This is a genomic window from Ruegeria sp. HKCCA5929 (assembly GCF_013034525.1).
GTDB lineage: Bacteria > Pseudomonadota > Alphaproteobacteria > Rhodobacterales > Rhodobacteraceae > Ruegeria.
In genome coordinates, this window is sequence record NZ_WQGE01000007.1 from 1 (window position 1) to 22,012 (window position 22,012).

Below are 22,012 nucleotides of genomic sequence, written 5' to 3' on the forward strand. Positions count from 1 at the left end.
CACTCAACGGGGCAAACGCTGGTCCCAACAGTTACCCCGGATGGCAGGCCATACACGCCGAAGCCGACGGCAGTGGTTTCCGAGTACTTTGGAAGAAATCCGACGGCAGCTATAGCGAATGGGTAGTTGATGGGAACGGCGCCTTTATCAGCGGCAGAGTCGTTCCAGACGTTATAGATGTTGAAGCCTTTTATGGGTACGATATCGATGGAAGCGGTACTGTCGGCTATGAGTTGCCAAAGCTAGCACCGCCATCATCACCTGAACCAAAGTTGGCATCCGACGACGAAGCTTTGGATTTGTCCGACTGGGATGAAACCACCGATCTCCTGAAGTTTGTGCCTGACATGAGTGTCAACGAAGTTGAGAACAATCTCACACCGGTCGAAATGCTCAATGCCAGGGCATCAGGAATTCCTGGTGTGAGCGATCAGAGTGAAATCACTTGGTTTAATCTGCCTAGAGCCGAAGACAAGGAAGATTTAGATCCACTGATTGCAACTCTGCTGGAACAAGACGGCTTCCTTCTGTAAGCGATTCGCCGATCAGGAAATTGCTGAGCTACTCGTGGCTCTGCTTTTTCAGTTTTGTTGGCTTTTTCAGACAACTCGAGCCCGGGAGAAACTTGAAATCGTTGTCTTGGGGGCCAGCGGCGACTTTCAACGCCGCTAACACTTAATCTTACCTTCTAACTGGGCAAGTAGCAGCGATAACTTGCAGAAGGTCAAAATTTTTTAGCTAAGGTTACAGCTAAAAATTGCCGATTATTGAATATGGCATGTGGCGAAGCCAGGCCACATGTGACATAGCTCTTGAGACCTAAAGGCTACTTAAAGAGAAGAAATTAGTAACGATGGAAATAGTTGCGCTTTCCATTCCGGACGTGAAGTTAATAACCCCAAGGCGCTTTGGCGATCATCGCGGGTTCTTCGAAGAAACCTACAATGCTGACAGCTTTGCCGCTGCTGAGATAAGCACCCAGTTTGTTCAGGACAATCACTCGCTCTCCAGCGCAGTGAACACTGTGCGGGGGCTGCATTTCCAGGCCCCACCCCGTGCCCAGGCCAAGTTGGTGCGCTGCGGGCGCGGTCGGCTGTTCGACGTTGCCGTGGACATTCGAAAAGGGTCTCCAACCTTTGGTAAATGGGTTGGTGAGGAGTTGAGCTTTGAAAACGGGCGGATGTTGTTGGTTCCCGCAGGTTTCGCACATGGTTTCGTGACCTTGGAGCCGGATACCGAGATCGTTTACAAATGTTCAGACACCTACGCACCAGAAACGGAAGGTGCCCTTCTGTGGAATGATCCCGATGTGGGCATAGATTGGCCGAGCAGTAGCTCAGCTCCCCAACTCTCCGAAAAAGACAAGGTTGCCCCTTGTCTTCGTGATTTGGACTCCCCTTTTGTGTTTGAGGCTGGGCAATGAAAATACTTGTTACGGGTGGCGCCGGATTTATTGGCTCTGCCGTTATTCGCCGCGCTGTTTCAGATGGGCATTCCGTCATTAATGTCGATGCTCTGACTTATGCTGCATGCCTGGAAAATGTTGCCTCAGTTGCGGATTCTCCGGCCTATGCATTTGAGCACGCTGACATTCGGGATGCCGAGGCGATGTCTGCCATTCTGGACAAGCACCGTCCCGATGCGATCATGCATTTGGCTGCAGAAAGCCATGTGGACCGTTCGATTGATGGTCCTGCGGCCTTTATCGACACAAATCTTACCGGCACATATGTTTTGCTGGAGGCCGCGCGCGCCTATTGGCAGAGCGCAGGGCGACCAGAAAGTTTCAGGTTCCACCACATTTCAACGGATGAAGTGTTCGGGTCATTGGGGGCGACCGGTTTTTTCACTGAGGACAGCCCATACCAGCCAAATTCACCTTATTCTGCTTCGAAAGCAGGGTCAGATCATCTGGTCCGCGCTTGGAGGGAAACTTATGGCCTGCCGGTGGTTCTGACCAATTGCTCAAACAATTATGGGCCATTCCAGTTCCCGGAAAAGCTGATACCCGTGGTCATCCTGAACGCTTTGTCCGGGCAGCCGATCCCAATTTACGGGAAAGGCGACAACATTCGTGACTGGCTGCATGTCGAGGATCATGCCGAAGCGTTGTTGCTGGTGCTGGAAAAAGGCGAACTTGGTCGCAGCTATAATATCGGCGGCGAAAACGAGATGACCAATCTCGACCTCGTCAGGATGCTGTGCAAAATCCTGGATCGGCTGAAACCGGGCTCTGCGCCCTACAGCGATCTGATCACGTTTGTTACGGATCGCCCAGGCCATGATCGTCGTTATGCCATCGACCCGGCCCGTATCCGCGAGGAACTGAACTGGCGCCCGTCATACACCCCGGAAACCGGCCTTGAGCAAACTGTGCAGTGGTATCTGGACAACACAGACTGGCTGAACGCTTTGCAAGCACGCAGCGGTGTAGGAGAACGCTTGGGGACTGGCAAATGAAGGCGCTGATATTCGGCCATAGTGGCCAAGTGGCGACCGAACTGCGCCGCCGCGCAGACAGCCATGGTATAGGGGTTGAAGCGCTGGATCGCACCAAGGCGGACTTGTCGAACCCTTCGCAATGTGCGGAGGCTATCCAAGGCACTGATGCCGACGTCATTATCAATGCAGCGGCATACACAGCAGTGGACAAGGCCGAAGAAGACCTCGATCTTGCGCAACTTGTTAACGCAGACTCGCCCGGAGCAATGGCGCGCGCAGCCACGGCGCGTGGCCTGCCCTTTCTGCATGTCTCAACGGATTACGTATTCGACGGATCTGGTACAACCCCTTGGACAACCGATCACCCAACAGCACCTTTAGGCGCTTACGGCAAAACCAAGTTGGACGGAGAACGCCAGATCGCTCAAGCGGGAGGATGGCACGCCATTCTGCGAACCAGTTGGGTTTTTTCGGCCCATGGGAATAATTTTGTCAAAACCATTCTCAGACTTGCTGAGACCCGCGACAGATTGACAATTGTTGCCGACCAGATCGGCGGACCAACACCCGCAGCTGATATTGCCGATGCTCTTCTTGTTATGGCGAAAAGCAACGCGGGTACTGAAGGCGGGCTATTTCATTTTTCCGGCGCTCCTGATGCCAGCTGGGCGGACTTCGCACGCGAAATTACTGTGCAGTCAGGCTTGACAACTCAGATCGAGGACATCCCTTCGACGGACTACCCTACCCCGGCCCCAAGACCACTGAATTCGCGTTTGAACTGTGATCGCCTGAACGCTGTGTTTGGGATCGGTAGACCGGAGTGGAAAACCGGTCTGAGCGACGTTTTGCGCGAGCTGAATTCAGCGACTGGCTGATCCCTGAAAGGAAAGAGCATGCAACGTAAAGGCATTATTCTTGCCGGAGGGTCCGGCACCCGGCTTTATCCGATCACCATGGCGGTTTCCAAGCAACTGCTGCCGATCTATGACAAGCCGATGATTTTTTACCCTCTGAGTGTTCTGATGCTCGCGCAAATCCGCGAGATTGCGATCATCACCACACCTCAGGATCAGGATCAGTTCCAACGCATGTTGGGCGATGGCAGCCAGTACGGGTTGTCCATCACTTGGATTGTCCAGCCATCCCCTGATGGGCTGGCACAGGCATATACTCTGGCCGAGGACTTTCTGGCCGGCGCCCCATCTGCCCTGATTTTGGGCGACAACATATTCTATGGTCACGGTCTGCCGAGTATTCTTATGCAAGCAGACCAGTTAAAGCACGGCGGGACTGTTTTCGCGTATCGCGTGGCTGATCCCGAACGCTATGGGGTGGTGGATTTTGAAGGCACCAAAGCTCGCGCGATCATCGAAAAACCCGAAGTTCCTCCATCAAACTATGCGGTGACGGGGCTTTATTTTCTTGACGGGGATGCTCCGGCACGGGCGCACGAAGTTCAGCCTTCAGAACGTGGTGAACTGGAGATTACATCGTTGCTGGAGATGTACCTGCAAGAAGGTTTGCTGGATGTGCAGACCATGGGGCGTGGTTTTGCCTGGCTGGATACCGGCACGCACGGCTCTTTGCTGGACGCGGGCAACTTTGTTCGAACCATCGAGGCACGTCAGGGAATGCAGACCGGAAGCCTCGACGAAATAGCCTGGGCCAATGGCTGGATTGACGATGCAGCATTGGAAGAACGTGCGCGACTGTTCGCCAAATCCACCTATGGAGCATATCTTAAGAAGTTGCTCGACTAGAAAGGAAACCCCAACGCGCCTTGAAAGAGCCAAAGCTACAGGCTTGGGTGATTGCGCGTTGGATTGCCTGTCTGGTGCGGGCAATTAGAGAGACTTATCTCCAAAGGACAAACGTATTTTCGCGGCGTATTTTCACACTGGTGGAGACTTAAAGGGGGCCGGATGAACGTTCCGACTCTGCCATACTCCACGTAAAAATGCTCTTTGCTTTGAACGCTTTCTGGCCGAAAACAGGACGACCGGGGACAGCATCTGCAAAAGAGCAGAGGAAAGCGCCCGAGTGAAGGCAAAAGGAACCTTGTGTTTCCGGGCCGCGTAAACTCTGGACTGCCCCATAAACACTCCCTTCAACCCGGCAACCGCAGCGCTGCTGGGCGAAGATGTGCCCTGAACATGCGTCACCTGCGCGTCGTGAATGTAATACAAGGGTCCACAAACCGCCTTGAGCCGAAGGCTTAGGTCATCGTCTTCGTGGTACAGGAAAATTTCCGGATCAAACCCGCCAACGGCCTCAAAAGCAGAACGGCGAACCAACAACGCTGCACCAAGAAGAACTGGAAGTTCCAGATCACCTTCAGCTTTTTTCGAACGCAGCGTTTCACTGCGTGGTGTAATCACGCTGGAACGGCGGAAACTTGGTTTTCCGGATTTGCTCAGGATCCTTGGGTTAAAGGCCGATGCGGAAGGGTAACGATCCGCGCCCGCCTGCATCGCTTCCAGCGCGCCGGGCAATAGCTTTGAATCCGGGTTCAAAAACAAAAGCAGATCGGTCTGCGCGCGTTCAGCACCCAAATTGCAGGCCGAACCAAACCCCTTGTTTTCTTTGTTTCTGAGCAGAATTGCCCCGTGCGTTTCGGCCAGTTCTTGTACCGCTTCAACATCATCCGAAGCATTATCCACCAATATCGTGGGTACGCCATCCGGAATGGAGTTCAGCATTTCAGGCAAAACACCGCTGCTGTTAAAGCAAACACTTATTATCGTGATCTGTGACAAACTTACCTGCCGCGAAAACAAGAGGAGGGTGATCAGTTCATCGTCTCTATCATTGTCAGCGTCAACCCCCGCTGCAGTCAGACGATTTCGTGGCTCCGGCACCAACACGCATGGAAAAAGTTGGTTTGCGTCGGTCATTCCTAAACAACTCTACTTAACGTTGTGACGGGCTAGTCCCTGGACTCATTAAGTTTCAAAGCCAGTGGATGATGAAGGCTGCGAAAGCGATTGCTGACAGAAAGACCTAAGGGCACCTGTCATAGCGGGTCGCCACACAACGCCAGTCCTTAAACCTACCCAACATAATCTCGATCCGATTGCGCCGTTTGCAGCGGCGCTTGTCCTAATTTACGGTCTTCTTGAGTTTTTTCGCCATGCCCGGCCGCCAGACCTGCTGTCTTCCGAGCAAAAATGCACTTGTCGTTCCAACGTTTCCAGGGGTGGTAGAGCGTTTTGTGTGGTCCGCCAGCGCAAGCCATTGCGATCGATGAAAACATTTCCGCTCAACATACATCGATCATCGGCGCGTAGCTTACTATAGGATAAGAAAAATAGGGCTCGAGATGCGTCATTGGAGCGTCGCTCAGCCGCAAAAGTTCAGACATGTTAACCGCTCGTTTTTTTGACTCTTGAATCATAACGCCAAGCGGAAAACAACGGGTCTAGACCCTCGGCCACTACCAGCCTCATTTCCTCAGCGATTTAGAAGACGATGCTCTGCGGGTTCAAGAAACTTGGCAGGAGCAAGTTGATTCACCAAAGCCGGTGGGGTTGATGGGTTCTGTATCACTACTGCTGCTTATCCCATATGCGCCTTCTTGAACGTTTGATCGGCGAAACGCTTGCGGAGCCGGAAAGCGGTACGCCCTTATGCCTGTTTAGGGCGAACGTAATCCAAACACGCCGCTGGGACGCTTCTGATCAACAAATTCTCATTAAATACAACTGCAAACCCGAGGATGATCTGGAGTCTATCAAGTCGATTGCACCCAAATTTCACGATCCACGTTACATCACGAAACACAGAGCTCCGATCCTGACCGTAAATCGCCTTCACCAACTGATAGTTGCGCGCGAATCCGCGCAGATTTGGCGTGGTTGTTGCGCGTCTAATGGGATGCCTAAGACTCAGCTGACATGCGCTAACTAACCGACATTGGGATTACACCTCATTCGGATTTGCTTCCGGTTACAAATTCTCCCCAAATGTGCTTAACGCACTCAACCTGGCATCAAAGGTGGATTCACACCAAAACTTCCGATTGTTATGCGTAGAATTCGTGACGAAATCCGAACAGATTATTAGCCACGAGTATGGACCGTGTTCAATGGTCGATTTTTCCGTCGTGGGACAACACAGCCTGGCGCATCGAAACGCGACGGTTCGTCGAACGGCATTCCTGGAAACTACGAGTATTTGTCTTCAAGTGCGTTGCGGCAAACCGCTCTGGACTTCCCCAACCAAGAACGTTTTGTTTATGTGAACGCATGGAAGGAGGGGGCGGAAGGTTGTCATTTTGAACCCGAGCGTGAATATGGGCATGCCATTGAGGAAGCCACTCTGGCGGCGCTTCGTGGATCAGAGCTGACGTGTTGGTCACATGTGGGTGTGTCTGAAAAGCCGCGCCGTAACAAAACCACCAAGGGGTCCGCAAAGCCCACTTGTTACGGCGCAAGTAAACCATTGCCTAAAGAGCATTTCGCCTTTTGCGGAAACCGGTCAGCTGCAGGTTTCTTTTAGACTGGTAGGCGGAGGTCCGAACAAAGTAAGTCAAACGGGAGATCAATCATTGAAAACCAAAGACCGTGTGCGAGTACCTGAGAGCGCCTCAATAGCATTAACCCGACGAGTTTAAGGCGGTCTCATTCACAATCGGTTTAAGACGCTCTAATACGAGAATTTCCATGCACATCAAAGATACCCTTCTGTTCTATCTGCTTTCTGCGGCCTCAAGACTCAGCCATCCGCTTTCGCCACGCACAGCCCGGCGATTTCGGAACTCGGCGAAGAAAAGAAACCCCAAACGAACAGCCGGAAACAACCAGCAGCTTGACCGACAAGGATTTGACGGTTCAGGTCGAGCTGATGAGTTTGTTCCATTCGATCCACAGCCAAAACCTAAACTTGCTGTGCGGGCAATTGCGCATTACTTGCCCCAGTTCCATCCCTTCAAAGAAAATGATGAATGGTGGGGTAAAGGTTTCACGGAATGGTCCAACGTTGGGAAGGCAGTCCCGAACTTTCCGGGTCACTACCAGCCGCATTGCCCAATTCATTTGGGATATTACGACCTGCGAGTGCCTGAGGTCATGGTCGAACAGGCCCGAATAGCGAAAGCATACGGGATCGGTGGCTTTTCATATTACTATTATTGGTTTGCCGGGAAAACTCTGATGGAAGACCCATTAGAGCATATGTTGGGCAATCCTGATGTTGACATGCCCTTCTGTTTGACTTGGGCCAACGAGAACTGGACCCGACGTTGGGACGGGCGCGAGCATGACGTACTGATTGGGCAAAAGCACTCCATAGAAGATTCCGTGAACCTTCTTCGGCATATCCGCAAGTATATTGAGGATCCAAGGTATATCCGGATAGACGGAAAGCCTGTGTTCATTGTGTATCGGGCGAACATTATTCCGGACATCCAGGAAACAACAAAAGCCTGGCGGCAAGAAGCGCAACGTTGGGGTGAAAACGACCTCTATCTCATCGCGGCACAAACCTTTGACATCGGAAACCCCGAGGACTTAGGCTTTGATGCTGCTATGGAGTTCCCCCCACAACAGGTTAAGCGCACAGACATCACTGACGAAATGGGCGTTTATAATCCTGAGTTTACTGGTGCGATCTTAGACTATGAAGCTGTAGTGGAAGCCGAGCTTGCCAAAAGCGAACCGGAGTACAAACGGTTTCGGTCTTCCACCCTTTCATGGGACAATACTGCCCGTAATCAGGACGCTCCGCGCATAATGGGCAAGTTCTCGATTGAGGCCTACAGACGCTGGACAGCCCATTTGGGTAATCAAGTTATGGCGCAAGAAAAATACAGCGCTGACGAGAAGATCGTTTTCATAAATGCTTGGAATGAATGGGCAGAAGGAACGCACTTAGAACCCGATCGGAAATACGGGTTTGCATATCTCCAAGCGACGTACGACGCATTACCTAAAAAGCATTAAAGCTGTTAAGTCCCCTCTTCGAGCTTAAATATCAATTCACAGCACCCTTGTCCCCGGGATTCAAAGCCCAATGGTGTCAATCGACGTGGCGGCAGAGGCATCCGAAGCTTGCAGCTCGTTGCCTCAGTTCGCATTTCACGCGGCTTCTAGATTGCCCAGCAATATAGACGTCATATCCACTTCAATTACTCCATCTACCGCAGTGACATTGGTGCCCGTCTCGTAGTCGACGTTGTCTTTGGTGATGCCGGACAGATCGGAATCCTCGTCCAGGAATACCCATTGCAGATCGGGTGCCGAAGGCTGCCCAACGACCACCTGAAGGATTTCAAGCGCGTCCAGAGCGTTGACATTACCATCTTGGTTGACGTCAGCAGCAATCAGGTCCTCTGCCGTAGCCGGCCCCCAAGTCGGGTCTAAACCCACGGAAATGCGCAGAACCTGCAAGGAATCCAACGCATCGATTTCGTTGCTGGCCGTGGAATAGTATTTGATAACGTCTAAAGAGCCGGAATAGGTGCCATCCGGCAAATCCAGATCAAAATTTCCCTGCTCATCAGCCGTCGTCGTAACTGTGCCTCCGCCGTCAGGAGTAAACCTAATCTCGGCGTCGCTCAGACCGGGGTTCGACGTTTCGCTGTCTACCGTTATTTGTCCTGCCACCCCGTCAGAGCTGTCCGGTGTCAAACCGCCGAAATTGCCGAAATCTACCGGGATGTGATCCGGGCCCTCGAAACCCGCACCGAAAATATCAGTGCCTGATAGTGGTCCGCCGGAGGCTGAATGCACCTCCACCACTTCCCCCCGGTATTCGATTCGAGCACTATTTGCGGTACTGGTAACAGTCAACTGCTGCGGTGAACGCAATAGCAGGTAATCAAACATGTCCAAACGATCCATACCGGGTTGGAAATCCGAAATGGTCGTCACGCCACTGCCGGACTGCATCACAAATATGTCTGACCCAGCACCACCCGACATGGTGGTTGCCCCTGCGCCTGCGATCAAAATATCATCCCCACCCCCGCCAATTAGGGTCGTATCCAGAATACTACCGCTGAGAATGTCGTCTGATGCAGTCCCGGTTACAGTAGCAAAACCCGTTTTTACACTGCCCAAATCGTCAGGGCTATGCGCGCGCAAGTCCGCTCTCCGGTGCGGGGCATCGTCAACCGCATTCACCAGACAACCATCGGGGGGCATACAAGAAGTGGCGAGGAGCTTGTCGAGATCGTGCCTCTGGACGACACGTTGCTTGTTGAGGCTTACGTGAAACCCGAGGACATCGCATTTCTGCGCGCCGGGCAGCCTGTGAAAGTCAAGATCACAGCCTATGACTTTGCCCGATATGGCGCCTTAGATGGTGAAATCATACGCATTGGTGCCGATACAATCACGCGATCGGAACGCAATGAAGAAGAAGTATTCGTCGTAGAAATCCGAACGAACAACACCATGTTGGACGGGAACGGCATTGCGGTCGAGATTATTCCAGGCATGATCGCAGAAGTGGACATTCTTTCCGGTCGCAAATCTGTTCTGGACTACATTCTGCAACCCGTCGTGAAGATCAAGGATCAGGCGCTAAGAGAGTAAACCGATCAAACAAGGTGGCTGTATGCCTGATTTTGGCATGAAAGTATGACCGGCGTAGGGGCTGAGAGCCTCAACCTCAGTTGATCAATATTGCTGTTACTTCCAGGCGACATCGCCCAGAAAGATGTATCCAGCACCATAAATCGTTTTGATAAGGCGCGGGTTCTTGGGGTCTTCACCAAGTTTGGTTCGAAGCCTGGAAATCCGAACATCCATGGCCCGGTCAAAGCTGTCACCTGCTGCACCGCCCAGCGATTCCTGCATTTGTCCCCGACTGATCAGGCGCTTGGGGCTCTCCAGAAACAACCTCAGAACTTCGCCTTCCGCATGGCTGAAGGGGGTTTCTGTACCCGCCCCGTCCTCAAGTACATAACGGTCAAAATGCGCTGTCCACCCATTGAACACAGCCGTATCCGAGTTTGACGTTGGGCCGCGCGGGGTACGCAACCTAGCCCTTATCCGAGCCACAACTTCTGCCGGATCAAAGGGTTTCGTTATATAGTCATCAGCACCAAGCTCTAAACCCGTCACGCGATCTTGCACTTGTGCACGACCGGATATGATAATCACCGCCGCGCCTTGCTCCAAGGCAAGGCGGTGAACCAGAGCCAACCCATCCGTGTCCGGCAAGGAAAGATCAACCAGGCAAACATCTGGCGTCACGCGGTTCAGCGCCGCCTCAAATTCCCGCGCGCGAGAAAAACTTTGCGTTCGGAACCCTGCGTCTTCCAACGCATCCGTCAGGATGCGGCGTATCTCGGGCTCATCATCGAGAATAGTCACCAGCGGTTGCGTCATCAGGCTGCCTCGGTTTGGATCAGCGCAGACAATTGCGCTTGTGAAAACGGTTTTTGCAACACCGGTGCTAAAGCGAGTGCCTGTTGGTGCAATGGATCTGAATTGGGTAGGGACGTCATTAGGATGCACGGAAACCCCGGCTTAATCTTTTCCATTAGCTCCAGCCCCGTTGCCCCTCCTTCGAGGCGGATATCGGACAAGACCATCGAGATGTCTTCGACGCTGGAAAGCAGCGCCACCGCTTCATCGACAGAGTTGGCTTCAATTACGGACAAACCCAATTCCACCAACATGTCGCGAAACTGACCGCGCAATTCATCACTATCTTCCACCAACAATACAAGGCCGCCTCGGGCCGGTGGAGCCGGTCGGTAGGGTAACCGCAGGACGACGGATGCTCCGGACGGGGTATTCTTTAGGTTCAGATCGCCCCCTGTCAGTTTTACGGTGTCATAAACCATAGGCAGGCCCAGCCCGGACCCATCACTGCCCTTGGTTGTAAAGAAAGGATTTAGCGCTTTATCCAACGCCTCCGCTGAAAATCCCGGACCGGTGTCAGACACGGTGATCTCGACCCAAATGTTACCGATGGCGTGTGCGCTTATGGTAATCTGTCCCGAGCTTCCACATGCATCCCGTGCGTTCAAAATCAGGTTCAGCAGCGCATCCTGCACCATTCCCGGATCAAGCATCAAATCCTGATCCGGTAGTGTGTTGACAACAGAAAGCCCCATGCCACGCGGCAGGGACGGGGTGGCCAGTATCCGCAGATCTTCCAGCAAACCGCGCATATCCGTGGCCTGGGGCTGAGGCGTTCTGTTCCCGGTCATATCCGCAATCCGGTTCAGCAATTGCCCGCCCCTGCGCGCCGTTTGTTGAGTGGCAACGACAAGCTCTTGCGCTTCATCCGGCAAGTGCATCTTGTCCAGTCGGGACTGCATACCAAGGATAATCGTGAGCAGGTTTGAAAAGTCATGCGCAAGGCCACTTGTCATTTGCGCTGCCATCGCTCTGCGACGTGTCTGCTGCAAGGCAACCCGCGCTTGTGTTTCCTCGGTAATGTCCACAGACATGACATAGACCCCCCCTGCCCCATCCGGTGTGAATGAAACACGGATGCGGCGAGAATCCTGATCTTCGGTGAACTCAAAAACCGATTGCTCACCGTCGTAAGCCTTTTGCAGATGGCTTTCGACACGTGCAAAAGCCACAGCACCAAGGGCCTCGGAGATATGGAGCCCCAGAATATCAGAGGGACGGCCAGGCATGACCGCGCTCAGACGTCGGTTGGAGTAGTCGTAGAGCCCGTCGCTGTCCAAATGCGCGATATGGGCCGGCATCATCTCAGTCACCAGGCGTGTCCGGGCCTCAATTTCGGTCAGCTCCCGTTTGGCTTCTTCTAACGCAGCGATCGTGGCCGCAAGCTTGCGGTTGGTGGCCGACAATTCTTCGGCATGACCCAGCAACTGTTCCGACAGTTCCTCGGACCGTGCCCGTAGCAGGTTCTCGGCCCGCCGCGTACCTGTGATGTCAGTATAGACCGCGACCCATCCCCCTTGCGGCAAGGGCGCGCCTTCGATTGAAACAACTTGCCCGTTCGGACGCACCCGTTCCATGTAATGCGGCTCAAACGCCAAAGCCTGCTCGACGCGCAAGTTGACCATGTCCTCCACACTCTCGTCGTGGCCATATTCTCCTCGACTGGCCAGAAAGTGGATGGTGTCTCGAAACAAGGCTCCACGCTGGACCAGTTCGTCCGGCAACCCGAACATTTCCTGAAAACGGCGATTGCTGAGCACCAATTGCAACTTGCTGTCATAGATGGAAAGAGCCTGACCAATCAGGTTCAGCCCTGCGGTGGTCATAGCTTTGATGCGCTTTTCTGTTATGTTCAAGCTTGCCGCCTCCACAGCCTCTGCCTAGCACCAGTTACCAGGCGCGGATAGTGGAATCATGTTTGATGCCTCGCGCGTTGGGTCAGGACCCGCCGTGTAAGGGCATAGCATTTGCAGCGCGGTATGCCTCGACATATCCTCTGGCGACAGACCTTACAGCGCGACCTATCTGGGCATAGGCTTCGTCCGGCAGGTTGGCAAAGGACACGCGCGCAGACCAACCCGGCGCATCGAACCCGCTGCCATTCAACAGAACAATCCCGTGATCCTCGGCAAGTTTGAAGGCAATATCGAGTGGATGCACGTTCTTCTTGATCCAAGCCACAACGTCGTCGCCAACATATTTGCGCAACCAATATTCGAAGTCGATGATCCCATAATAGGCGTCGTAGTTTTCGCCTGCATCGACCTCGATCCCCATCGCTTCGGTCAATAGTTTGAACCGCCGATGTACAAGTTCCATACAGGCGGTTTGATAGTCTTTCTTGGTGTCCACCAGTTCAACAAGCGAAAACAGGGTCATCATGACTTGTTGAGGTAAGGAGAGACCAGCGGTGTGGTTCAGGGCAACGTCCCGGCTGTCTGCAACCAGGCGATCAACGAAGCGGATATCCCGAGGCGTAAGGCTTAGTGTGCCATACCGTTTGTCTAGCGTCTGCTTAATCTCTTCGCTGTGTTCTGCCAGTTTGAGGTCAAAGATATTGTCTTGTGCAACGGCAATGACACCCAAACGCCAGCCCGTGCAGCCAAAATATTTGGAATAGGAATAAACGCCAATTGTGTTGCGTGGCATGTACCCCATGACCGATGTGAAATCATGCACGAAGGTTCCATAGACATCATCTGTCAGAACGATGAGGTCGGGACGATGGTTCTCGACCACATCTGCCAGCTTCTCCAAAGATGCCTTGTTCAGCGCAACTGACGAAGGATTGCCCGGATTGACCAGAAAGAAGGCTTTTACTTTAGGATCCTTCAGTGTCTCGACCGCTGCATCGGTCAGTTGGAAACCGTCTTCTTCATCCGTTTCCACATGAACGGATTCGAGGCTGTAATCCTCCAACTCGGGCATTTCGAGATACGGCGTGAAGATCGGGGTACACAGCGCAATCGTGTCCCCTGCGTTCAGCAAACGGTTGGCCTTGAGTGACTTGAAGATGTAACACATCGCCGCCGTGCCGCCTTCGACAGCAAACAGGTCGAAGCGTGCATCTGGCTGTCGACCAGAACACATGGCCCACATCAAATATTCATGCGCGATAATTTCATTGTGGTGCAGGATGCGGTCCGGCACCGGGTAGTTGTCTCCAATAATCGAATCCGTCAGTTCATGGACAAACGCATCAGCATCAAAGTCGAAAGCAAAAATGGCGTGTTTGACCACAGTCAACAAGGTATCGGTACCCGGCATATCGGCATTGGCCTCAGCCCAACGCAAAAAGCGATCATGGCACCCTTTGATGGCTGGCATCCCACCCAAACCCGCCGGATGGTCCATAACGCGTTTGGCTTCGGTTATGGCAAACTGACCAAGCGCAAAGAATGCTTCACGCGGGCGTGTCGCGATCCAGTTGGGGTTGCCGCGCCCAGCGTTCAGAAACGCACTGTTGGACTTTCGCGCCTCATCCGAGGCCAGTTTGATCAGCTCATCCTTGATCTGAAAAGGGCTGAGCGCTTCGTAATCGTGCAGTTTCAGACGGTCCATACCCCATACCTTTCCAAATCAACTGAGGATCAAAACAACGACCATGCCAAAGATGGTCAGTAACGTATTCCCGATCGCATAGGGCATCCCATACCCCAACGCTGGTATTCGGCTTTGAGCGGCTTCCTGGATCATCCCCAGCGCAGCTGTTGTGGTTCGCGCACCCGCGCAGGCCCCGAACAAAATGGCCGGATGAAACTTGAAAACGTAGTGGCCGACATAGACAGAAAAGATCATGGGCAATGAGGTGGCGACAATGCCCCAAAGAAGCAATGCGACACCGGCCTGTTGAAGCCCTGCGACGAAACCGGGGCCCGCACTGATCCCAATCACTGCAATAAATACGTTCAGGCCAAGGGTATTCATCAACCACAATGATGGGCCGGGTATACGTCCGAAAGTTGGATGAACCGTTCGCAACCAGCCAAGCAGCAACCCTGACAATAGGGCCCCACCTGTTGTCGAAAGGCTGATTGGGAAACCCCCCATGGTAATCGCTAGGGTCCCGACCAAACCGCCAAGAAAGATCCCCCATCCGACAAACGCAAGGTCCGTCGTGTCCACCGGACGATCTGCATACCCTATCTGGGCGATTGCAGCTTCAACATGGCGCTTTGACCCAAGAACCGTCAGGATGTCACCGCGATGCACGACAGTTCCCGGCAACAGCGGCAGTTCGACCATGTTACGCATCAGCTTCGAGACATAGACGCCACGGGCCAGCGAGAGCTTGCTCAGGTCCTCCAGCGTTTTTCCGTGAACCTCTTTGCTTGTAATCAGAACATCCAGCTTCTCAGTTGGCGTGTTTAGCAATTCTGGGGCGTCTGCCTCTTTCATACGCCCCTCAAGAAGGCCGACCAAATCCGCGCGCCGCCCGGAAAACATAACGATGTCGCCCGCCTGTAGTTCCGTGCTGTCCTCAACCTCGATAATTTCATCGCCACGCTTGATCCGTTCCGCGTAGATCCGCACTCCGGGCATCAAGTCCTTGACCGGTTGGCCTATCAAGCCACTGTCGTGTGGTATTTCAAACGCCCGTGCTTCGATCATGCGATAGGCTGATACGATACCGTCACCTGCCTCAACTGCCGCGCCGCCACCCAGCTGAGCTTCGTATTCCTTACAGGCAGCAACCAAATCCACACCAATCAGACGTGGGCCTATCTTGGCCAGAATGATGGCAGAGCCGATTGTGCCGTAAATATAGGTCACAGCGTAGGCGATCGGGATTTGATTGGCGTAGGTCTGCGCCTGCTCTGTCGACAGGCCCAATTGATTAATCTGATCTGTTGCGACGCCAATTGCGGCCGAAATGGTCTGCGACCCCGCGTACAGGCCCGCCGCAAACCCAAGCTCTAGGCCCGCGACCATTGCGGATATGACCGGCACAATCAGGCACAAGGCCAGAACACTGAGCGCAAAGAAGACTTCACGCGCACCGTCTGCTTTGAGGCCGCGAATGAACTGTGGACCGACCCCATACCCAACCGCAAAGATGAACATGATGAAAAAGGTCGATTTGACCGCCGAGTCGATTTGGATATGTGTTTGCCCAATGATCACAGCTGCAAGCAGTGTCGCCGTGACCGTTCCCAGACTGAACCCAAAAAGCTTTTTGGGACCGATCCAGAACCCCACCCCTATCGACAGAAAAACCGCCAGTTCGGGATAGCTGCGCAGCACATTCACAAACCAATCGCCCATCACCATCCTCCTCAGAGCACCCTGCAAGCGCAAAGGTGTGTTTGGAACATTGAAATCGCTGACAGGCCGATCCGAACAATTCAATCAGTAACAAAAAACGAAAGCACCGACACTGTAGGCCGTCAGAGCGAAATTAGAAGCGTATTTCTCAAGGACGATACCGTAAGATATGAATTTGTCTATAAATTTTCGCCAACAGGCTCCAACCACCAAAGAGATGTCTAGTAGCGAGAGCGGGATTTTGCACCTTCCGTTGTAATGGAATGCAATGACAACGTATGGTCCATGTTTCGCATGCGATGCCGCAACATCTGGCGGCCCATCCGGGCTAGATCAGGCGCAAACTCGGGCTTGTTTGCCACATTCTCGAACTCGCCTTTGCCTTGGTGGTCAAACAGAATGGGCGGCAGATCGGCGGCAAATTCGATCAGGGTAAATCGATCATCTCGCAAAATCCCCAGACAAGAGTCGCTGTTTCCCGTTCCCAGTCGCTGTTGCCAAAGGGTCGGGTTTTCAGGTTCCGAGAAGTCCAGTTCACTGAACGAATAATTGCGCCAGTCTTTGGGAACCTCGCCATGCAACAATGGCATCAAGGACCGACCATCCATCGCGTTCGGAGCCGTTTGCCCGATCCAGTCAAGGATTGTCGGCGTTACATCTACTGACTCCGTCGGCACTGTAATTTGACTACCCGCGTGGGCCTCATTCCCCGGCAAACGGATCATCAACGGTGTATGATAGGCTGCATCATATACCGTCATTTTTCCCCAGCTGTGGCGATCCCCCAGCATTTCGCCATGGTCTGCGGTTATAACCACCATCGTATCGTCATATTGCTCGCTGTCCTTCAGGTATTGCACCACGCGACCGATATGGTGGTCTACTTCTGTCGCCAATCCTAAATAGACCGCGCGCAATGTACGAATGTTGGCGTCTGTTGGTTCAACTTCGTCGAAGCCGTGAACAAATTCTTTTGCTGTATAGACATCCAGTTTCGGGCCAAAGAACGGGTGCAGCTCTTTCTCGGCTTCCGCGCTGTGCAACCGTTGCGGCAGGGGAATATCTGCCGGGTTGTACATGTCATTGTACGGCCCAGGTGCGACCAGAGGCGGATGTGGACGGATATAGGTCAGATGGGCAAACCAGCCCTTTCCTCGATGGGGCGCGATGCCGTCAAGGAATGCATCGGTGAGGAATGCCGTATCGCTGTCTTCCGCCCGATACAGTGCCGGATCGTTCAATTTAGGGGGCTGACCGTTCATTGAGACGGGTTTGTAGACATCCCAATACTGATCGAACTCATACCCTTTCTTCATCAGATGGGCTTGCCAGGGATACGATTCTTCAAGGCGCATTTCGACGACTTCCAGAAATCCGTTCATGGATTCCTCGTAAGACTTAAGCACCGGGTCGTTTGCGTCATGAACCCGTGGGTCAGCAGAGGTGTCTGTGTAACCAAACAGCATCGGCGTATATCCCGCTTTGCGCATTTCTGTCGCTATGTTCGGGGTGTCGTGGCGCAACGGGGTTCCATTCCTGACAGACCGATGGTTCATCGCATATTGACCGGTCAGCAACGAAGCACGCGAAGGGCCGCAAGGGTTAGTAACCGAGAAGTGCCGTGTGAAAGTCACGGCGTCATCCATGAACGCCCTGAGGTGAGGGAGATCCACGTAATCCGCCAATGCACCGTTCAGGCAATCAGCCCGAAGCTGATCGATGATGATGAACAATACGTTTTTGGCCCCAGGCATACGAACTCTCCGGCTCCGAACTTGATTCCCACGCGAAATGTGTCTGGCTTCTTGTGCTCAAGCAACTGATAAAATGAAGACATCGCCGCTTGCTAAAGCCGTCAGAGATTACAAAACGTGACTCTACCAAATAAGGTCAGGCGTGACGCGCGCGCCATCCTGCTCCACAAAAACCCTGCCTTTCGAAACAAAGACTTGCGGGCCAAAGGGGTTTTACTTCACATGACGATATGACGAAGCCAGCGATATCAGCCGAGCGCGACACCGACGGTACTCATGTCCGTATATCGGGTGAATTGCTGACCCAATTGCTGCATTCGGTAGAACAGGACTTTGCGGCTATCCAACCTGCACCTGACAGGGTCGTTTTTGATTTGTCCCGCATTGAAGCGCTGGACACTGGCGGTGCGTGGCTGATCGCTGACCTTGGTCGGCGGTGCACCTCGAACGGCGCGACGATAGAAATCCAAGGGGCAAAGCCTGCGCACGCCAAGCTGATCGATACTGTAACGCATAGTATACCGGACAACCCGGGCAAACTCGAAGACCCCCGCAGCTTTACGGACTGGGTTGCCGATGTTGGCCGCAGCACGTTCGGGGCCTGGAAAGATACGCTGTCTATGCTGGAGTTTCTGGGGCTTACGTTGCACCGGCTGTTTAGAACCGCTGTGATGCCCTGGCGGCTGCGCACAGCAGCGTTGGTTACGCATATGGAGGAGACCGGCGTCAAAGCCCTGCCGATTGTCGCCTTGATGGGCTTTCTGATCGGCGTTGTTCTGGCCTTTCAGGGCGCAACGCAGCTCAAGCAGTTTGGCGCAGAGATCTTTGTGGTCGAATTGATCTCAATCTCGGTTCTGCGCGAATTGGGAATTTTGCTGACCGCCATCATTGTTGCAGGCCGCTCGGGTTCGGCGTTCACGGCTTCCATTGGTTCGATGAAAGTGCAGGAAGAGATCGACGCCATGCGGACCCTTGGACTGGATCCGATAGAGGTACTGGTCATTCCCCGTGTCCTCGCTCTTTTGATCATGCTGCCCATTCTGGGTTTTGTGGCAGACATAGCGGGCTTATTCGGTGGCGCCTTGATGAGCTGGATTGACCTTGGCGTGAGCCCAGGAATGTTTCTGACACGGCTGAAGGAAAACACAGATGTCTGGCAACTTGCGGTGGGTTTGATCAAAGCGCCTTTTTTTGCTTTGGTCATCGGCGTGATCTCTTGTTGGCAGGCCATGCAGGTCAGAGGGTCAGCGCAAAGTGTGGGTCAGCGCACGACGGCTTCCGTTGTGCAGTCCATCTTCATGGTCATTGTGATTGACGCCCTGTTCTCGATTTTCTTCTCAGAGGTCGGAATTTGACATGATCAGCGAAACACAACAGGCACCGACTTTGACAGAAACGCAGCAAGAGGCCGTGATCCGTGTGCGTGGCCTTCGAAACCAGTTCGGAACGCAGGTTGTGCATGACAACCTCGACCTCGATGTCTGGCGTGGTGAGGTTCTGGGAATTGTCGGCGGGTCCGGGACAGGCAAGTCCGTTTTGCTCAGAACAATTGTTGGACTGAACAAACCCGCTGCAGGAAGTATCGAGGTTCTGGGTGTCGATGTCTTGAACGGCCCCGAGGAAGATCGGCGCCGCATCGAACGCCATTGGGGTGTGGCATTTCAGGATGGCGCGCTGTTTTCTTCTTTGACCGTGTTGCAGAATGTAATGGCCCCGCTGCGCGAGCACACTGACCTCAGCGAGAAATTGATGGAGTCCCTCGGCGCGCTGAAAATCAGCTTGGTGGGTTTGCCGCAACTGAGCTGCGGCAAGTTTCCATCCGAGCTGTCTGGCGGTATGCGCAAGCGTGCGGCGCTGGCACGGGCATTGGCGCTGGACCCTGAGATCGTTTTTCTGGATGAGCCAACCGCCGGATTGGACCCGATCGGTGCGGCGGCTTATGATGAGTTGATTGGCGAATTGCAGCGGGCCCTTGGGTTGACGGTGTTCATGGTTACCCATGATCTGGACAGTCTTTATGCCATCTGCGACCGGATTGCCGTACTTGCAGAACAGCGCGTACTGGTTGAAGGTCCGATAGAAGACATGACCAAGGTCGATCATCCTTGGGTGCAGGAATACTTTACAGGCCCCCGCGCCCGCGCAGCACAACAGAAGGGCCAAAACAGGTAGAGGCAATGGAAACCCGAGCGAATTATATCCTGATTGGCGCGTTTACCCTTGCAGGGCTTTTAGGCGCGTTCGGTTTTTTCCTGTGGCTTGCGAAATTTGAGGTCTCGCGCCAATACGCATACTATGACGTTTTATTTGACAATGTCTCAGGTCTTTCCGCCGCGGGAGGTGTAAGCTTTAACGGCCTTCCCGTGGGGCAGGTCATTTCGTTGAATCTGGATGACGACGACCCCTCGAAAGTCAGGGTGCGCATCGAAGTAGATGCAGACATTCCAATCACTGACGAAACCGTGGCGCAGTTGCAATCACTGGGTGTGACCGGTGTCGGTTATGTAGAGCTGACGGGTGGGTCGCCAGATTCACAGCGATTGGCACAGGACAGTGTGATCAAAAGCAAGCGGAGCACGATTCAGTCCTTGTTCGAAGGCGCGCCTAAGGTTCTGGACGAGGCTGTCACGCTTTTGGAAAGTCTGAACAAAGTCGTTGACGACAAGAACCGCGAGGCCGTGAGCAACATACTGGACAACCTTGCGTCAGCCACAGGGCGGTTGGACAAAACACTGACCAGCTTTGAGTCTGTCGCTAGCGACATCGGCAGTGCGGCCAAGGATATTGGCGAGTTTTCCAAACGCCTGGATCCTTTGGTCGAAACAGCGGAAACAACACTTAATGCCGGTACAGATACACTGAATTCAGTCAAATCCGCGTCCGAATCCGCAAAAGCCGCGCTGGACGAGGCAAAAACCACGATCCAGACGGCAGACCGCATCCTACAGCAGGATATTCAACCCTTCATTGAACGCGGCTCGCGACTGGCTGAACGTTTAACCCTGTTGTCGGACGAAGGCAGCGTCACGCTTGGAATTGTCAACGAAACCGTCCTGAACGCCAATACAACGCTGGGCTCGATCACTTCAGCCATGGATACAGCAAAAGGGGCATTGTCCTCGGCAGAGACAGCGTTCAACTCCGCCAACCGCGTTATGGAAGAAGAAGTCGCGCCTGTTGCAGCCGACATCCGCAAGGCCGCCAACCAAGTGACCGAAACAGTATCAAACATCACTGAGAAGATCGATCAAATCTCGGACGATGTTCTCAGCGCGTCCAACTCTGCGTCCGAATTGCTGGGCACAATCGACGGCATCGTTCAGTCGAACCGTCGCCAAGTGTCGGACTTCCTGCGCGTTGGCCTTCCGCAATTTGTCCGTTTCGTCGAAGAAGCCCAACGCCTTGTCATCAGTGTAGACCGCCTTGTGGACAAGGTTGAACGAGACCCTGCGCGTTTCCTATTAGGCACCCAAGCATCGGAGTTCCGTCAATGATCAAGCCTGCTCTCGCTATGCTGGTGGTTGCCCTGATCGGCGGCTGTGCCGGTCTGGGAACGTTGCAACAAGCGGCCAAACCCAATGATCTGTACCTGTTGACGCCCAAAAGCACGTTCTCGTCTGCGTTGCCCAGAATACAAAAGCAGATCGTTGTTCAGGAACCCACGGCCACTGCAGCGGTGAATACCGATCAAATCGCCATTCAGCCAACACCCTATCAGGTGCAGTACCTGCCGCGGGCACGCTGGGTGGATCGCGCGCCTCTGATCGTTCAGACCCTGTTGGTGGAAAGCTACGAAAACTCCGGAAAAGTTGCCGCGGTTGGTCGTTCTACAGTTGGCCTGAGAGCTGACTATGTAATCGCTCCAGACCTGCGCGAATTTCAGGGCATCGTGGTCGAAGATACTGAGACCGGCAAAAAAGTCCGTATTGAAGTCCGTATGAACATAAAGGTCATTGACGAATACGAAGACAAGATCATCGCCTCCAGCTCGTTTCAGGAAAATGTTGTAGCTGCCAGTGATCAAACACCGGATTTGGTCAAAGCATTTGATCTTGCCTTGGGTCGTGCCATGCGAGATGCCGTTGAATGGAGTATTCGCAGGATCAACACGCATGTAGCAAACAACCCAAGATCTAATCCCAGCTAGGAATTGAAGCTTAGACTACGGCGAACTGG

At 53.5% G+C, this 22,012-nt stretch carries 20 protein-coding genes and 1 pseudogene; 13 read left to right on the plus strand and 8 right to left on the minus strand.

Translation table 11 applies throughout. The annotated features are described in order from the left end of the window. The 5 genes from GOV90_RS16155 to rfbA all read left to right on the plus strand — a co-directional run. Positions 1 to 533: hypothetical protein (locus GOV90_RS16155; RefSeq protein WP_216602346.1), on the plus strand; the 533-nt coding region annotated here is incomplete at its 5' end. A 320-nt stretch (positions 534 to 853) separates the two neighbouring features. Then, a complete protein-coding gene (rfbC, locus tag GOV90_RS16160; RefSeq protein ID WP_171094973.1) occupies positions 854 to 1,423 on the plus strand; it encodes a dTDP-4-dehydrorhamnose 3,5-epimerase in 570 nt (189 codons plus the stop codon). Continuing rightward, a complete protein-coding gene (gene rfbB, locus GOV90_RS16165) occupies positions 1,420 to 2,460 on the plus strand; it encodes a dTDP-glucose 4,6-dehydratase (RefSeq protein WP_171094975.1) in 1,041 nt (346 codons plus the stop codon). The genes rfbC and rfbB overlap by 4 nt, the downstream gene beginning before the upstream one ends. Next, positions 2,457 to 3,320, plus strand: a complete 864-nt coding sequence (rfbD, locus tag GOV90_RS16170) for a dTDP-4-dehydrorhamnose reductase (RefSeq protein WP_171094977.1) — start codon at positions 2,457 to 2,459, stop codon at positions 3,318 to 3,320. Before rfbB ends, rfbD begins: the two co-directional genes overlap by 4 nt. 18 nt (positions 3,321 to 3,338) lie before the next feature. Further along, complete coding sequence (gene rfbA, locus GOV90_RS16175) at positions 3,339 to 4,205, plus strand: glucose-1-phosphate thymidylyltransferase RfbA (RefSeq protein WP_171094979.1); 867 nt, start codon at positions 3,339 to 3,341, stop codon at positions 4,203 to 4,205. Positions 4,206 to 4,337: 132 nt separating this feature from the next. Here rfbA and GOV90_RS16180 read toward each other — a convergent pair whose 3' ends face one another. Together GOV90_RS16180 and GOV90_RS16185 are read right to left on the minus strand one after the other, a co-directional pair. Further along, positions 4,338 to 5,222: a glycosyltransferase family 2 protein gene (locus GOV90_RS16180; RefSeq protein ID WP_371808854.1), complete on the minus strand. Its 885-nt coding sequence runs from the start codon at positions 5,220 to 5,222 to the stop codon at positions 4,338 to 4,340. A gap of 223 nt (positions 5,223 to 5,445) precedes the next feature. Next, positions 5,446 to 5,806, minus strand: a pseudogene (locus GOV90_RS16185) (hypothetical protein). Positions 5,807 to 5,982: 176 nt separating this feature from the next. Between GOV90_RS16185 and GOV90_RS21385 the strand changes: the two are divergent. The 3 genes from GOV90_RS21385 to GOV90_RS16200 all read left to right on the plus strand — a co-directional run bounded on the left by GOV90_RS21385 (position 5,983) and on the right by GOV90_RS16200 (position 8,384). Further along, complete coding sequence (locus tag GOV90_RS21385) at positions 5,983 to 6,351, plus strand: glycoside hydrolase family 99-like domain-containing protein (RefSeq protein WP_371732513.1); 369 nt, start codon at positions 5,983 to 5,985, stop codon at positions 6,349 to 6,351. A gap of 171 nt (positions 6,352 to 6,522) precedes the next feature. Next, a complete protein-coding gene (locus tag GOV90_RS21390; RefSeq protein WP_171094983.1) occupies positions 6,523 to 6,942 on the plus strand; it encodes a glycoside hydrolase family 99-like domain-containing protein in 420 nt (139 codons plus the stop codon). 164 nt (positions 6,943 to 7,106) lie between these two features. Then, the gene (locus GOV90_RS16200) at positions 7,107 to 8,384 is read left to right on the plus strand and encodes a glycoside hydrolase family 99-like domain-containing protein (protein ID WP_171094985.1); all 1,278 of its coding nucleotides are present in this window, start codon (positions 7,107 to 7,109) and stop codon (positions 8,382 to 8,384) included. 135 nt (positions 8,385 to 8,519) lie between these two features. On the opposite strand, the gene GOV90_RS16205 is transcribed toward GOV90_RS16200, so the two are convergent. After that, positions 8,520 to 9,527, minus strand: coding sequence for a dockerin type I domain-containing protein (locus GOV90_RS16205; protein WP_254429075.1), 1,008 nt, complete (start codon positions 9,525 to 9,527; stop codon positions 8,520 to 8,522). Here GOV90_RS16205 and GOV90_RS16210 point away from each other — a divergent pair. Further along, complete coding sequence (locus tag GOV90_RS16210; RefSeq protein WP_254429076.1) at positions 9,516 to 9,980, plus strand: HlyD family efflux transporter periplasmic adaptor subunit; 465 nt, start codon at positions 9,516 to 9,518, stop codon at positions 9,978 to 9,980. The two genes, GOV90_RS16205 and GOV90_RS16210, sit on opposite strands and share 12 nt — an antisense overlap. Positions 9,981 to 10,076: 96 nt before the next feature. Here GOV90_RS16210 and GOV90_RS16215 read toward each other — a convergent pair whose 3' ends face one another. The 5 genes from GOV90_RS16215 to GOV90_RS16235 all read right to left on the minus strand — a co-directional run bounded on the left by GOV90_RS16215 (position 10,077) and on the right by GOV90_RS16235 (position 17,836). Continuing rightward, complete coding sequence (locus tag GOV90_RS16215) at positions 10,077 to 10,778, minus strand: response regulator transcription factor (protein ID WP_171094989.1); 702 nt, start codon at positions 10,776 to 10,778, stop codon at positions 10,077 to 10,079. Continuing rightward, positions 10,778 to 12,673: a PAS-domain containing protein gene (locus GOV90_RS16220; protein ID WP_171094991.1), complete on the minus strand. Its 1,896-nt coding sequence runs from the start codon at positions 12,671 to 12,673 to the stop codon at positions 10,778 to 10,780. Before GOV90_RS16220 ends, GOV90_RS16215 begins: the two co-directional genes overlap by 1 nt. A gap of 82 nt (positions 12,674 to 12,755) precedes the next feature. Beyond that, positions 12,756 to 14,378: a bifunctional aspartate transaminase/aspartate 4-decarboxylase gene (locus GOV90_RS16225; protein ID WP_171094993.1), complete on the minus strand. Its 1,623-nt coding sequence runs from the start codon at positions 14,376 to 14,378 to the stop codon at positions 12,756 to 12,758. 18 nt (positions 14,379 to 14,396) lie between these two features. Further along, complete coding sequence (gene aspT, locus GOV90_RS16230; protein ID WP_171094995.1) at positions 14,397 to 16,082, minus strand: aspartate-alanine antiporter; 1,686 nt, start codon at positions 16,080 to 16,082, stop codon at positions 14,397 to 14,399. A 221-nt stretch (positions 16,083 to 16,303) separates the two neighbouring features. Then, positions 16,304 to 17,836, minus strand: a complete 1,533-nt coding sequence (locus tag GOV90_RS16235) for an alkaline phosphatase family protein (RefSeq protein WP_171094997.1) — start codon at positions 17,834 to 17,836, stop codon at positions 16,304 to 16,306. A gap of 230 nt (positions 17,837 to 18,066) precedes the next feature. Between GOV90_RS16235 and GOV90_RS16240 the strand changes: the two genes are divergently transcribed. From GOV90_RS16240 to GOV90_RS16255, 4 genes are read left to right on the plus strand one after another with little or no spacing between them, the layout of a single operon-like run. Then, the gene (locus GOV90_RS16240) at positions 18,067 to 19,191 is read left to right on the plus strand and encodes an MlaE family lipid ABC transporter permease subunit (RefSeq protein WP_171094999.1); all 1,125 of its coding nucleotides are present in this window, start codon (positions 18,067 to 18,069) and stop codon (positions 19,189 to 19,191) included. Between the two features lies 1 nt (position 19,192). After that, the gene (locus tag GOV90_RS16245; protein WP_171095001.1) at positions 19,193 to 20,008 is read left to right on the plus strand and encodes an ABC transporter ATP-binding protein; all 816 of its coding nucleotides are present in this window, start codon (positions 19,193 to 19,195) and stop codon (positions 20,006 to 20,008) included. Positions 20,009 to 20,013: 5 nt separating this feature from the next. After that, positions 20,014 to 21,330 carry an MlaD family protein gene (locus GOV90_RS16250; RefSeq protein WP_171095003.1) on the plus strand — a complete coding sequence of 439 codons (1,317 nt, stop codon included), beginning with the start codon at positions 20,014 to 20,016 and terminating at the stop codon, positions 21,328 to 21,330. Further along, complete coding sequence (locus GOV90_RS16255; protein WP_171095005.1) at positions 21,327 to 21,983, plus strand: ABC-type transport auxiliary lipoprotein family protein; 657 nt, start codon at positions 21,327 to 21,329, stop codon at positions 21,981 to 21,983. The genes GOV90_RS16250 and GOV90_RS16255 overlap by 4 nt, the downstream gene beginning before the upstream one ends. Positions 21,984 to 22,012 lie beyond the last annotated feature (29 nt).

What these genes read in the sequence shown, in the direction of transcription:
- rfbC (WP_171094973.1), top strand. Translation starts at nt 854, where the DNA reads ATGGAAATAGTTGCGCTTTCCATTCCGGACGTGAAGTTAATAACCCCA.
- rfbB (WP_171094975.1), top strand. Translation starts at nt 1,420, where the DNA reads ATGAAAATACTTGTTACGGGTGGCGCCGGATTTATTGGCTCTGCCGTT.
- rfbD (WP_171094977.1), top strand. Translation starts at nt 2,457, where the DNA reads ATGAAGGCGCTGATATTCGGCCATAGTGGCCAAGTGGCGACCGAACTG.
- rfbA (WP_171094979.1), top strand. Translation starts at nt 3,339, where the DNA reads ATGCAACGTAAAGGCATTATTCTTGCCGGAGGGTCCGGCACCCGGCTT.
- GOV90_RS16200 (WP_171094985.1), top strand. Translation starts at nt 7,107, where the DNA reads ATGCACATCAAAGATACCCTTCTGTTCTATCTGCTTTCTGCGGCCTCA.
- GOV90_RS16210 (WP_254429076.1), top strand. Translation starts at nt 9,516, where the DNA reads ATGCGCGCGCAAGTCCGCTCTCCGGTGCGGGGCATCGTCAACCGCATT.
- GOV90_RS16215 (WP_171094989.1), bottom strand. Translation starts at nt 10,778, where the DNA reads ATGACGCAACCGCTGGTGACTATTCTCGATGATGAGCCCGAGATACGC.
- GOV90_RS16225 (WP_171094993.1), bottom strand. Translation starts at nt 14,378, where the DNA reads ATGGACCGTCTGAAACTGCACGATTACGAAGCGCTCAGCCCTTTTCAG.
- aspT (WP_171094995.1), bottom strand. Translation starts at nt 16,082, where the DNA reads ATGGGCGATTGGTTTGTGAATGTGCTGCGCAGCTATCCCGAACTGGCG.
- GOV90_RS16235 (WP_171094997.1), bottom strand. Translation starts at nt 17,836, where the DNA reads ATGCCTGGGGCCAAAAACGTATTGTTCATCATCATCGATCAGCTTCGG.
- GOV90_RS16240 (WP_171094999.1), top strand. Translation starts at nt 18,067, where the DNA reads ATGACGAAGCCAGCGATATCAGCCGAGCGCGACACCGACGGTACTCAT.
- GOV90_RS16245 (WP_171095001.1), top strand. Translation starts at nt 19,193, where the DNA reads ATGATCAGCGAAACACAACAGGCACCGACTTTGACAGAAACGCAGCAA.
- GOV90_RS16250 (WP_171095003.1), top strand. Translation starts at nt 20,014, where the DNA reads ATGGAAACCCGAGCGAATTATATCCTGATTGGCGCGTTTACCCTTGCA.
- GOV90_RS16255 (WP_171095005.1), top strand. Translation starts at nt 21,327, where the DNA reads ATGATCAAGCCTGCTCTCGCTATGCTGGTGGTTGCCCTGATCGGCGGC.